The sequence below is a fragment of the Streptomyces sp. XM4193 genome (assembly GCF_023072595.1).
Classification (GTDB): domain Bacteria; phylum Actinomycetota; class Actinomycetes; order Streptomycetales; family Streptomycetaceae; genus Streptomyces.
This window is the reverse complement of the sequence record NZ_JALLGK010000001.1, coordinates 1,724,333-1,736,474: the sequence shown is the minus strand read 5'-3', so window position 1 is coordinate 1,736,474 and position 12,142 is coordinate 1,724,333. Positions and strand designations below refer to the sequence as shown.

Below are 12,142 nucleotides of genomic sequence, written 5' to 3'. Positions count from 1 at the left end.
GGCGTGGGGCGGCGGTGGGGCGGCGGGGGCCGGTGCCGGCTGCTGTGCCGGTGCCGGCTGCTGCGGCGGCGGTGTCGGCTGCTGCGGCTGTTGCTGCACGGGCGGCGGCGCGGGCGACTGCTGCTGGGGCGGGGCAGGGGCAGCGGCACCCGGAGGCGGCGCGAAGGCCGGCGGCGGGCCGGACGGCGGCGCGAACGCCGGCGGCGCAGCGGGCTGGGCGGCCGGCTCCGGCTCGGGCTCCGGCTGCGGCTCCTCGTCCTCCAGGATCTCGCCGCCGAAGTTCTGCAGGAGGGCGCCGAGTCCGCCGTCGAAGCCCTGGCCGACCGCGGCGAAGCGCCAGGCGTTCTTGTAGTAGATGTCGCCCAGCATCACTGCCCGCTCGGTGCTGAACTCCGCACCCGTGAAGGGGTAGCGCACCACCTCCTCGCCACCCGCAACGATGCGGATGTACCCGGGACCGACCTGCGACATCTGCCCGTCGCCGTCGATGGTCGCGGTGAAGGACAGATGGCGAACGGCCTCGGGCACCAGGTCGAGGGTCACCCTGAACGACTCGGTGTCACCCGCCTGTTCGCCGAGCTGCTGGATCGACTCCTCGGGCGACTTGGGCTGGTTGTAGAAGATGAAGTAGCGGTCGTCCGAGAGCCGTTCCTCGGCGTCGAGGCCGAAGCAACTGATGTCGAAAGTGACGCCCGGGGCGTCTATTCGCACACCCACGTACAGATCGGTGCCCGCCGTCAGATCACTGAGCCTGGCCTTGTGGCCGCGCTGGAATTCCCTGGCCATGCGTAACGCCCGTCCCCCAACCCGTTCTTGCTGGATGTCCTGGCGAGCGGCTCGGCCGCCCGTCCCACGCCTGCCTACCCTGACCGTGACGCACGCCCGGTGCCAAGCGGTTGCGGTGATTGCTGCGCCAGGCTAACTCGTCCCTGTGACAGAGCCGACATCAGCCGTCACCGGGGCAGTGCGCGAGCCGCGCGGCGGCTGCTCGAAGGGGCCGCGGGCGGGGCGGCGTTCGTACGACGCGGCCCGCGACCGGAGGCGGTGTGGGGCCGCGGTGATGCGTGCGCGCGGCGGGGCTGGCGCCGCACCGGGCCGTTTCGTGCCGGGCCGTGTTGGGGCGTTCCTGGCCACCTGTTTCTGCCGCCTGTTTCTGCCCGAGCGGGCCGAGGCACGGGCCGGGAGAGAGCCGGTTGCGGATACTCGGCGCGGGATCTAGTCCTCTTCAGGGCCCGGGTCGTCGAGTGGTTGCGGGCCGTCCGAGGGGGCCACCGGGCGGTGCGGCAGACGATCGGCGGCCACGACTCCGTCCAGGAAACCGCGGGCTCGCTCGGTCCGCGGGTAAGCCTCCAACAGTCGCCAGAAACCGGGTCCGTGGCCCGGCACGAGCAGATGGGCCAGCTCGTGCAGCAGCACGTAGTCCAGGACGTACTCCGGCATGCCCTGGAGCCGGTGCGAGATGCGGATGGTGCGCTCGGACGGCGTGCACGAGCCCCATCGGCTGTTCTGGTTGGTGACCCATCTGACCGCTTCGGGCCGTACTCCGCCGGCGAGGTAGCGCTCGGCCAACTGCACTGCCCGGCCCAGGAGTTCGTCGTCGCTCAGCAGCTTCCTCGCGTCCTGGGCGGCGAGCTTGTCGACCATCACCCGCACCCAGTGCCGCTCCTCCTCCGCCGACATCCGCGCGGGCAGGAGCACGATGGTGCGCCCTGCCTCGCGGTACGCGGAGACCGTGCGGCGGCGGCGCGAACTGCGGCGCACCTCGACCGGTGGACGCACCGGGCCGCTCGGGGCCTCCGGGTCGGTGGCGGCGGGCGGGGCAGGGCTGCCGCCGGCAGCCTTCAGCGGTTCTGCGGACACCACCCGACCGTACCCCCGGGCTCCGACAATGTCCGCGCCCCGCTGCGGGGCGGTCCGGTGACACGGGGTACGCGCCCGCGTGTCGCGGTGCTGCCGCAGGAGCACCGTACGAAGAGCGAACGGACGTGGCAGCACTCGACCCGAGAGAGCGGCGCACAGCTAGTACGACGATCTCGACGGGGCTGTGGACAACTTGATCCGCCGCAGCGGCCTTCGACGCAACATGGCGGCAGACGAAGAGGTCGCCGCTGGTTCGCGAGCGGCGTCCGTGCCCCAAGCCCACTGCCCCCGGGAGGAGTTCGGTCGTGCAGCTGAAGCACCCGATGATCAAGCCTGCGCTCCGGCGCAGCTGGCGGAACGGCCAGACGGTCCAGTACGGCGTTGCCCCCGCCCACGCCGTACAGCTGGGTCCGGTGGACCACACGACCGGTAGTTTCCTGGAGCTTCTGGACGGCACCAGAAGCGTAGTGCAGCTGCGCGAAGCCGCACAGCTGATGGGTCTCGGCGGTTCACTGGTGGACAGGCTGCTGGACCGGTTGGCGGGCGCCGGTGTGCTGGACGACGCGACTGCCGGTCGCGCGACCGGCTGCGCCGCCGTCCCAGGGCCCGGCTCGGGGTCGGGTTCGGGGTCGGGTTCGGGGTCGGGTTCGGGGTCGGGTTCGGGGTCGGGTTCGGGGTCGGGGTCGGGTTCGAGTTCGGTGGTGGGTTCGGCCGCACGGTCCGCGGCGGGCTCCGCCTCGGGATTCGTCGACCGATCTGCCGTGGGGTCGCATTCCGCGACGACCGAGACCGGTATGCGGCTGGGCCCCGATGTCGCCTCGCTGTCGGTCGTGCATCCCGAGCCGGGCGGCGCCGCGCGCAGGGTAGGCACCCGTCGCGCCGGCCGCGTCCAGGTGCGCGGCGGGGGCCGGGTCGGGTCGGCGGTGGCAGCGCTGCTGGCGGCGGGCGGGGTCGGCCAGGTCGAGGCGCGCGACGGCGGATGCGTCTCCCCGGGCGACGTCTGCCCCGGTGGTCTCGGTCCGGAGCAGACCGGTGAGCGCAGGGCCGCGGCGTTGCGCAGGGTGGTGCGCAGGGCCACTCCCTGGCCGCGTCCCCCGCAGCCGCGCAGAGGCGAGCAGCGGGGTCTGGATCTGGTGGTGATCGCACCTCGGGAGGGCCTCGATGCGTACGCTCCTCGGCCTGAGAGCGCGCGGGATCTGATCGAGGCGGGCCAGCCGCATCTGTACGCCGGCGTGGTGGAGGGCACCGGGTTCGTGGGGCCGCTGGTGGTGCCGGGCAGTTCCTCCTGCGCCGAGTGCATGATGCTGGACCGCACGCGTCGCGAGCCCGCGTGGCCGCTCGTCGTGGGCCAGTGGCGTTCCGCCCGAGGAGCCGCCGCCGCCCCGGCCTGCGACGGAGCGCTGGCCAGCGTGGTCGCCGGCGCGGCCGCCAACGCCGCGTTGCGGTTCCTCGACGGCGACGACACGGACACCGTCGGGACGCGTGTCTCCTATGTGCTTCCTCATATGTGGCGCGAGGAGGAGGAGCTTCCGGCACACGCAGAGTGCCCGTGCGGCGCCGCGGCAGTGACCGTGGGTGCCCGCGCAGGCTCTCCTTCGGTTTCGAGCCGGACTCTCCCTCGGATCCCGGGGCAGCAGAGGTGACAATGGCGGCAAGCAGCTCGGAGCTGTCAGCGAGTTGGAGGGGCCTGATGTCAGATCTTCCGCGTCGCGCGGTGACGCGAACCGCCAAGCTGGCCGCGCTGCCGTTCGGCTATGCCGGCCGGGCCACCTGGGGCCTGGGCAAGCGGCTCGGCGGGTACTCGGCCGAGCTCGTGGGCAGCGAGATCCAGCAGCGCACCGCAGAGCAGCTGTTCAAGGTGCTCGGTGAGCTGAAGGGCGGCGCCATGAAGGTCGGGCAGGCGCTCTCCGTGTTCGAGTCGGCACTGCCCGAAGAAGTGGCGGGCCCCTACCGCGCGGCGCTGACCAAGCTCCAGGAGGCAGCGCCTCCACTGCCCGCGAGCACCGTGCACGCCGTGCTCGCGGAGCGCTTGGGCGAGCAATGGCGCGAGCTCTTCGAGGAGTTCGACGACAAGCCGGCCGCTGCGGCGTCCATCGGCCAGGTTCACCGTGCCGTCTGGCACGACGGGCGCGAGGTCGCGGTGAAGGTCCAGTACCCGGGAGCGGGCGAGGCGCTGCTGTCCGACCTGACTCAGCTGGGAATGTTCGCCAGACTTCTGGGGCCGCTGGTTCCCGGTCTGGACGTCAAGCCGCTGGTCGCCGAGCTCCGCGCCCGGATCAGCGAGGAGCTCGACTACGGCCTGGAGGCGGAGGCTCAGCGTGCTTACGCGGCGGAGTTCGCGGGCGATCCCGGCGTGAGCGTCCCCGACGTCGTGCACCAGGGCGAGCAGGTGCTCGTGACGGAGTGGATGGAGGGCACTCCGCTCTCGGAAGTCATACGTGACGGCTCGCAGGAGGCTCGGGACCACGTCGGCCAGTTGCTCGCACGTTTCCTCTTCAGCGGTACGGCCCGCACGGGGCTGCTCCACGCCGATCCCCATCCGGGAAACTTTCGGCTGCTGCCCGACGGACGCCTCGGCGTCATGGACTTCGGCACCGTCGACCGGCTGCCCGACGGTCTCTCACCGATGATCGGATCGGCCCTGCGTCTGGCGCTGAAGGGTGAAGCGGATCAGGTGTACGCGCTGCTGCGGGAGGAGAACTTCGTCAAGGAGTCGATAACTCTCGACCCGGACGCCGTACTCGACTATCTGCTGCCGATCATCGAGCCGTCGAGCGTCGAGGAGTTCACCTTCTCGCGGAGTTGGATGAGGGACCAGGCGGCCCGGATCGCCGATCCGCGTTCGCCGGCGCACCAGCTGGGCAAGCAGCTCAACCTCCCGCCCGAGTACGTACTGATACATCGCGTCACCCTCAGCACGGTCGGTGTGCTCTGCCAGTTGCACGCGAGGGTGCGGATGCGGGACGAGCTCATCGACTGGCTGCCCGGCTTCGCCGACGAAGCGAACCCCTCGGAGGGCGGCCCTCCGGAGAAGGGCGCGGAAGAGGCAAGCCCCAAAGCGGGCACTTCACCAGCGGGCACCTCACAAGCAGGGCCCTCGGCTCGGGCCGATGAGGAGCAACCACTCGCGCCGGACGGCGAAGACGGCGACACCTCCAAGGCATCGGTGGGTCGACAGCGCCGCCCCGAGGACTCCCGGGGAAAGCCGCCGCGGAAGAAGGCGACGCCCAAGCAGGTCGGCACCAAGCAGCAGCCGAGGAAGAAACCCGCCACCGGGCAAGCAGGCAAGAAGCCGACCGCCAAAGAGGAGGCGGCCGAGAAGACTGAGCCCGGCAGGACGGCGAAGAAGCGGGCGCCGCGAAAAGCAGCCGCAGCAGCAGCGACGACCGAGCAGCGGGCAAACAGCAGACCGAAGGGGACAAGCCCTCGGAAGAAGGCGACGAGCGACGACAGACCCGAGGCCGGCTGAAGCCGTCCACACACCCGAGGCAGCCGAGCCCGTAGGCCGTGCGACCGCCAGGCTCTCGGGCGCGGTCACCGGGCCGCACTCCGCAGTCGCGAGTCGGGGAGTGCAGGACGGCAGCGGCTGAGCCCGGGCGCGCTCGTGACAGGTTCGAGTGCCGCGCCGCAACAGACTCCTGAGCCGGGCCAAGACCTACATGCCCGGCGGGTCTTCTCTGCCTGGTTGGCCCGATTGCCTGGTTGGTCTGCGACGCAAACGCCGAAATGTTGCCTCCGAGCCGGGTTCCGCACCGAAGGAGGCACGTTCGGGCAGCACGTTCGGGCTCGGCCACGGCACAGGCGCCGACCTGCCGGGCGCGGTCCGAGCGCTTCGACGAGGGTTGTTGGGAGGCTCACCGGTCTGCGGGCTTGCAGGCTCAGCCGGCTCGCGGGCTCAGCCGTAAGGGCGGAGGAACACCGGATCAGGCGTACGTCGCAAGCCCGGGGTCCGGCGTGCGGACGTGAGACGCAGCGGCCGGGACGCGCGGGTCAGGGCGGTGCGGGGACGGGGCACCGGAAGCGACGGAACGGTCAGACGACCTGGTGGAGCCAGCGGACCGGGGCGCCTTCGCCGGCGTGTCGAAAGGGTTCGAGCTCGTCGTCCCACGGTTTGCCGAGCAGTTTGTTCACCTCGTCGACCAGGTCCGTCTCGCCCCGCACCGCACGACTCGTCGCGGAGCGAAGCCGGTCCTCGGGAATCAGGATGTCGCCGTGCTGACCGATGACGGCGTGGAAGATGCCGAGCGAAGGAGTGGAACTGAAGCGTTCTCCCTCGGTGGTGGCACTGGGCTCCGCGGTCACCTCGAACCGAAGCAGCCGCCAACCCCGCAGCGCGGAAGCCATCTTGGAGGCGGCGCTCGGCGCTCCCTGCCAGGAAAACTCGGCTCTCAGGGTCTCCGGGGACGCGGGTTGCTTGATCCAGTCGAGCGTGACGCGGGCACCGAGAACTCCCGCCACTGCCCACTCCACATGTGGGCACAGCGCTCGCGGCGCGGAGTGCACGTACAGAACTCCACGTGTCGTCACCGGGGGGCCTCCTGTGCGGTTCGAGGTTCGCCTTCCCCAGCGGCCTCAACTCGCTACCGGTCAGACGTCGGCGGCGGCTGACATTCTGCCCCATCGGAGCTCTGCACACCAGCCTCTGAACTACGAACAGTAAACACCACTCCCCTTCATCCCTACACAAAAAGGACGCAATGTGACGGCACGTAATCTCTGATCTCCACACCAACACAGGACTTCGACAGCACTCACCACGACCGCAGTCGGGTGCTCTCACACCGCCGCAACGGCGTGTTGACGTACGGTCGTTCCACAAGGGGCCGGGCGGCTCAGTACACCCTCGGAGCGGCCCGCAGGGAAGGGGATCTGACGGATGAGGTTCAAGAGGGCCGGGCTCGGCCGTCGACCGCGGGTCGGCGCTGCCGCAGGACTCGCGTTCGCGCTCCTCGTGACGGCCGCCGGGTGCAGTTCGGACAGCGGCGACCAGGGCGGCGGCGAGGACACTCGCGCCCGGCACGAGAAACCCTCGTCGAGCCCCAGCCCCTCCCCCGGTACCTCGTGGGACACCAGCCCCGGCTCGATCGCCGCGCTGGGCGACTCGATCACCGTCGCCTTCCACGCGTGCCTGCCTCTGTCCGACTGCCCCGAGGCGAGTTGGGTGACGGGTACCGACCCGCGGGTCGACAGCCTGGCCCGCAGACTCATCGACAACCCCGCCGGCAAGACCTGGAACCACGCGGCCTCCGGCGCGGTGGTCGGGGACCTCCCCGCTCAGGCGGCCAAGGCGGTGGTCGACAAACCGGAGCTCGCGACCGTACTGATAGGCGCGAACGACGCATGCGCCGACACCACCGCGTCGATGACGTCGGTCGAGGAGTTCGAGAGGGACCTGCGCCAGTCCGTGCGCACCCTGCGCGAGGGGTCGCCGAAGACGCAGATCCTGATGGTGAGCGTGCCGGACGTACTGCGCATGTACCAGGTGGGCCAGAGCCACAAGGCCGCCGTCGACGTGTGGAAGCTGGGCATCTGCCAGGCGCTGCTGCGCGCCCCCGAGTCCAGAAGTGCGGCGGACGAGGCCCGGCGGGCGCAGGTCGACAAGCGAGTACGGGCGTACAACGAGGTGTTGCGGGAAGTCTGCGCGGACGACGCGCGCTGCCGCTACGACAACGGCGTTGTGCACCGTTACCCGTTCGCCGAGGCGGAGTTGAGCGAGTGGGACTGGTTCCACCCCAGCAAACGCGGGCAGCAGGTGCTCGCCCGAGTGCTGCACAAGACCGTCACCGCTCGGGGCTGAGCCGCTCCTCCCGGCGTCGTTCGCCACCGCTTCGCGAAGTGGAGGCGGTCCGTGCGTCCGCATCCGCGTCACGGACGGTGCACAGCGCGCCGACAGGGCGCACGTTCGGGGCGGTCGAGGGGAATTCACGCTTCCGGGCGCTCCCGGTGCTGCCTTAAGCACGGGCGTTTTCGGCGGCACAATCAACGCCAACTCCGCATTCGACGCGGAACACCGCCGGTCCGCCGACCGGCGGAAGAGGACCAGGCATGGACGCCGCCGCTCCGGCACGGCGTCAGACCGGACGTACCGAAAGCAGGGATCGTGGCCAGGACCGTACGCGCGCTCGTCATCGACAAGCCCGGTGAACACCGCATGGTGACCGGCCCGGTGGCTGATCCAGGTCCCGGCGAGGTACGGGTGGCGGTGCACGCGACAGGACTCGCGCACAGTGACCGCGCGCTGTACGACGGGACGCGCGCACCCGAGCTCGCCCGCTACCCCGTCACCCCGGGCCACGAGTGGTCCGGCACGGTCGAGGCCGTCGGCGAAGGCGTCGACCCGGCGCTGGTGGGACGGCGCACCGTGGGCGAGGGGCTGCACGGCTGCCAGATGTGCGAGCCGTGCCGCCAGGGCGTGGCCGGCGGATGTGTCCGCGGGTACGCGCAGACCGGCTTCACCGAACCGGGCGCCTGCGCCGACGTGTTGATCATCCCGGCCCGTCGGCTGCATCTGCTCGACGACAGCGCCGATCTGGGCGCGGCGGCCCTGCTCGAACCGGCCGCCGCCGTCGCCGAGGCGGTCCTCGCCGGGCAGCCGCTCCCCGGCAGCCGGATCGCCGTGGTCGGCGCGGGCACCCGCGGCCTGCTGGCCGTTCAGCTGCTCGCCGCCCACTCTCCTGCGGTGCTGCACATGCTGGACCCGTGGTTGGTGCGGGCCGAGCGCGCGCTGCCGATGGGCGCCTCCGCCGCCGTCACCCCGTACGACTGCGCTCCGCTGTACGGGTGTTGTGATCTGGTGCTGCTGATGGCGGACAGCGGCTGCGAGACGACGGACGCCTGTCGCCTCGCCCGCCCGGGCGGACGGGTGGTGCTGTGCGGGGAGTTCGAGTCAGACGGACAGGGCCTGGACTCCGAGGTGTTGACGGCGAACCAGTTGACGGTGAGTGCGGTGACCGGCGCGAGCACCCGCTCCTGGGCGCACGCGGTGCGCGCCTTCCGCAGCGGACTGCTCGATCTGCGTCCGTTGATCACCGACGAGCTGCCTCTGGAGGATTTCGCCCGGGCGATGACGCTGCTGGACGAGGACGGCGGCGGCGAACAGCCCAAGGTTCTGCTCCGCCCCTGAAGTTCGCACCGCCCGTCCGTTCGCCCGTCGGCCGAAGTGCGGCTGCGACCCGGCGCCCCGGGGCCGGCCGCGCGTCGAGGCCGGCCGTCGCCGGCGCCGGCCACTCGCCGGCACGGGCGCTCAAGCGGTTGCGCACTCGCTCCGACACCAGCCGCACGCAGGTGCGTGGCCGCATGTCGGCAGGGAGCGACGGGTGAGTAGGTGGTCGCGCCCCGGGACCGGCCGCGAACACGTCCGACCCGCCCGCTTGCACACCGGTACGGACCGCAGGCCGACCCGGTCCTGCCCGTCGGGCCGGGTTCCGTGTCGGCCGATGTCGCGACACAGATCGTGGACGATCACCCTCCGGGACGAGCTGTACGCCGGTGCGCGGGGACACCCCGAAACGGGCCGGGCGTCAACACGGGTCGTACGGCGGCACGCTCCTACGCCGGTAGAAGTCGCAGGCGGGCAGGGGCGTGGACGGTCTGCGGGCCCCTGCACAGGTCGGGGAACGAGCCGTCGGCCGGCGTCGGCGCGAGCCGTACGACGACGCTCGGCCGCGCCGGGCGCAGGTCCGGGCCGGCCCCGCACAGCGGCGCGCGACGTACAGCGGCGCGCGACGTACAGCGGCGCGCGACGTACAGCGGCGCGCGGCGGGGCAGTGCGGGCGGCGCGCGACCCGCGGGCGAGGCGGGTGCCGGCATGCGGCGGGCCGCCCCGGAGTGATCCGGAGCGGCCCGTGGGTGGCGTGGCCGTCAGGCGACGCTGATGGTGACCTCGATGTTCCCGCGAGTGGCGTTGGAGTAGGGGCACACCTGGTGCGCCTTCTCCAGCAGCGCTTCGGCGGTGGCGTTGTCGACGTTCGGAATGTGCGCCGAGAGCGCCACCTTGATCCCGAAGCCGCCGGCCGGGGTCTTGCCGATGCCGACCTCGGCGGTCACCGTCGAACCGCTGATGTCCGCCTTCTCCTGGCGGGCGACGACGCCGAGGGCGCCCTGGAAGCAGGCGCTGTAGCCGGCGGCGAAGAGCTGCTCGGGGTTGGTGCCCGCTCCGCTGCCGCCCATCTCCTTGGGCGGGTTGACGACAACGTCGAGCTGGCCGTCGTTGGTGGCGACGCGGCCGTCGCGTCCGCCTTCGGCGGTGGCGACAGCGGTGTAGAGAACGTCGACGGGCTGGATGGACATATGTCTCCCTGGTGAACGTTGACCGGAGGGCTCGCGCCCACGACCCCGTCGGTCAGTGGTCGGAGTCTACGGTGCGGGCGAACGGCGCTCGTTGGCGCGTTCGCCCGCACCGCGGGCGCGTTGGACGGAGCCGCAGCGGGGCTGCTCGGGCGTACGCCGGGCCCGCGGTCTGCCCGGCACGGGACCGGACGCGAAGCCCGGCTCACGACCGGACGCAGGCCCGCCGATGGACCCGAAGACCGAACTCGCGCACGGCCGCGATCGGGACCCGTGCCCGTCCCTGGACGGGACCGCACGGCCGGGACCGAACCCGTGCACGCCCGGCGGAACCCGCGCGCCCGAGCGCGGAACCCGCGCGGGGTTCGGCGCGGACCGGTGTACGGCCCGGAGCGGGGCTAGCCGGCGTCGGTGGCGACGATCATCTTGCCGATGTTCTGGCCGCGCATCAGACCGAGGAAGGCGTCGACCGCGTTCTCGATCCCCTGCTCCACGGTCTCCTGGTAGGTGAGGTCACCGGTCCGGAGCCAGGCGCTCAACTCCTGGACGAACTGGGGCTGCAGGTCCTGGTGGTCGGCGACGAGCATGCCGCGCATGGTGATCCGCTTGCCGATGAGCATGGCCAGGTTGCGGGGTGCCGCGGGCGGCGTGACCTCGTTGTACTGCGAGATCATGCCGCAGACCGCGATGCGCCCGTGCAGGTTGAGTCGGCTGATCGCGGCTTCGAGGTGGTCCCCGCCGACGTTGTCGAAGTAGACGTCGATCCCGTCGGGGGCGGCGTCGGCGAGCTGCTGTGAGACGTCGCCTTCCTTGTAGTTGAAGGCCGCGTTGAAGCCGTAGGTCTCGGTGAGCGCCTGGACCTTGGCGTCCGAACCGGCGCTGCCGATCACCTTGGCGGCGCCTTTGAGCCTGGCGATCTGCCCGACCAGGCTGCCGACCGCGCCGGCCGCGCCGGAGACGAAGACGGTGTCGCCCTCCTTCATCTCCGCCACTCGGACGAGCCCGGCGTACGCGGTGAGTCCGGGCATGCCGAGGACGCCCAAGTACGCCGAGAGCGGGGCGAGTTCGGGGTCGATGGGCTGGGTGCGCTTGGCCGGGAGGGTTGCGTACTCGCGCCAGCCGAGCCCGTGCAGCACGTGGTCTCCAGGCTCCAGGCCCTCCGCGCGCGAGGCGACCACGATGCCGACCGCGCCGCCGTCCATCGGCCGGTCGAGCTGGAAGGGCGGCACGTAGGACTTCACGTCGTTCATCCGGCCCCGCATATAGGGGTCGACGGACATGAAGAGGTTGTGGACCAGCACCTCACCCTCTTCCGGTGTCTTCACCGGCACCGTGCGAAGGGCGAAGTCGTCCGGCGTGGGCCACCCCTCGGGTCGGGCGATCAAATGCCACTCACGGCTGGTCTCTGGCAGGGTCTCGGCGGTCACGGCGGCCACCCACCTCCGATTAGTTCAGGGTCTGAAACATTTCTGGTCCCACCCTGCCCCTCGATATTTCATGTTGTCAACTAAATGGTTACCCTGAACCCATGACAGAGCGCGCCACTCCCCCCGATCGGCTCACCCGCGAGGTCGTGGAGCTGATCGGCGAGATCGTGGGCCGCTATCACCAGGAGTACGACCAGGCCGCCGCCGCGTACTCGCTCACCGGTGCGCAGGCGCGGATGCTCGCCCTGCTCGCTCCCGGACCCAGCCCCATGCGGCTGCTCGCCGAGCAGCTGAAGTGCGAACCATCCAACGTGACCGGCATCGTCGACCGGCTGGAGTCGCGCGGCCTGGTCGAACGGCACCCCAGCCCGGAGGACCGACGGGTCAAGCTGGCAGAGGCCACCGAGGAGGGGCGACAGACCGCCGCCCGACTCCGGGAATCCCTCGGCGACTTCGCCCAGACCCCGCTGGCCGGGCTGACCACCGAGGAGCGCACCGCGCTGCGCGACCTGCTGCGCCGGATGCTCGGCGATCCGGCCGGCTGAGCTTCCCCGGGGACACCACAACTC

Annotated in this window: 9 protein-coding genes and 1 pseudogene; 5 read left to right on the top strand and 5 right to left on the bottom strand. The window is 71.4% G+C overall.

The genetic code is table 11. The annotated features are described in order from the left end of the window. Together MTQ01_RS07290 and MTQ01_RS07285 are read right to left on the bottom strand one after the other, a co-directional pair. Positions 1–786: TerD family protein (locus tag MTQ01_RS07290; RefSeq protein WP_247487594.1), on the bottom strand; the 786-nt coding region annotated here is incomplete at its 3' end. 429 nt (positions 787–1,215) lie between these two features. After that, positions 1,216–1,860 carry a M48 family metallopeptidase gene (locus MTQ01_RS07285; protein ID WP_374207622.1) on the bottom strand — a complete coding sequence of 215 codons (645 nt, stop codon included), beginning with the start codon at positions 1,858–1,860 and terminating at the stop codon, positions 1,216–1,218. Positions 1,861–2,183: 323 nt separating this feature from the next. On the opposite strand from MTQ01_RS07285, the gene MTQ01_RS07280 reads away from it, so the two are divergent. Together MTQ01_RS07280 and MTQ01_RS07275 are read left to right on the top strand one after the other, a co-directional pair. After that, on the top strand, positions 2,184–3,503 hold the full coding sequence (locus MTQ01_RS07280) for a ThiF family adenylyltransferase (protein WP_247487824.1): 1,320 nt from the start codon (positions 2,184–2,186) through the stop codon (positions 3,501–3,503). A 47-nt stretch (positions 3,504–3,550) separates the two neighbouring features. Further along, positions 3,551–4,876, top strand: a pseudogene (locus MTQ01_RS07275) (ABC1 kinase family protein); the annotation flags it as partial. A gap of 1,016 nt (positions 4,877–5,892) precedes the next feature. On the opposite strand, the gene MTQ01_RS07270 reads toward MTQ01_RS07275, so the two are convergent. After that, positions 5,893–6,387 carry a DUF3145 domain-containing protein gene (locus tag MTQ01_RS07270; protein WP_247487592.1) on the bottom strand — a complete coding sequence of 165 codons (495 nt, stop codon included), beginning with the start codon at positions 6,385–6,387 and terminating at the stop codon, positions 5,893–5,895. Between the two features lie 349 nt (positions 6,388–6,736). On the opposite strand from MTQ01_RS07270, the gene MTQ01_RS07265 reads away from it, so the two are divergent. Continuing rightward, the gene (locus MTQ01_RS07265; RefSeq protein WP_247487590.1) at positions 6,737–7,657 is read left to right on the top strand and encodes an SGNH/GDSL hydrolase family protein; all 921 of its coding nucleotides are present in this window, start codon (positions 6,737–6,739) and stop codon (positions 7,655–7,657) included. Between the two features lie 303 nt (positions 7,658–7,960). Then, positions 7,961–8,983, top strand: coding sequence for an alcohol dehydrogenase catalytic domain-containing protein (locus MTQ01_RS07260; protein ID WP_247487587.1), 1,023 nt, complete (start codon positions 7,961–7,963; stop codon positions 8,981–8,983). A gap of 737 nt (positions 8,984–9,720) precedes the next feature. Here the strand turns inward: MTQ01_RS07260 and MTQ01_RS07255 are convergent. After that, positions 9,721–10,149: an organic hydroperoxide resistance protein gene (locus MTQ01_RS07255; RefSeq protein WP_211041196.1), complete on the bottom strand. Its 429-nt coding sequence runs from the start codon at positions 10,147–10,149 to the stop codon at positions 9,721–9,723. Between the two features lie 395 nt (positions 10,150–10,544). After that, positions 10,545–11,573 carry an NADP-dependent oxidoreductase gene (locus MTQ01_RS07250; protein WP_247487586.1) on the bottom strand — a complete coding sequence of 343 codons (1,029 nt, stop codon included), beginning with the start codon at positions 11,571–11,573 and terminating at the stop codon, positions 10,545–10,547. Between the two features lie 101 nt (positions 11,574–11,674). On the opposite strand from MTQ01_RS07250, the gene MTQ01_RS07245 reads away from it, so the two are divergent. Then, entirely contained in the window at positions 11,675–12,118 is a 444-nt protein-coding gene (locus MTQ01_RS07245) for a MarR family winged helix-turn-helix transcriptional regulator (RefSeq protein WP_247487584.1), read from the top strand. The last annotated feature ends 24 nt before the right edge of the window (positions 12,119–12,142 follow it).

Bases quoted from the DNA above. Each gene is read 5' to 3' on its own strand.
- MTQ01_RS07280 (WP_247487824.1), top strand. From the start codon at position 2,184: ATGATCAAGCCTGCGCTCCGGCGCAGCTGGCGGAACGGCCAGACGGTC.
- MTQ01_RS07265 (WP_247487590.1), top strand. From the start codon at position 6,737: ATGAGGTTCAAGAGGGCCGGGCTCGGCCGTCGACCGCGGGTCGGCGCT.
- MTQ01_RS07255 (WP_211041196.1), bottom strand. From the start codon at position 10,149: ATGTCCATCCAGCCCGTCGACGTTCTCTACACCGCTGTCGCCACCGCC.
- MTQ01_RS07245 (WP_247487584.1), top strand. From the start codon at position 11,675: ATGACAGAGCGCGCCACTCCCCCCGATCGGCTCACCCGCGAGGTCGTG.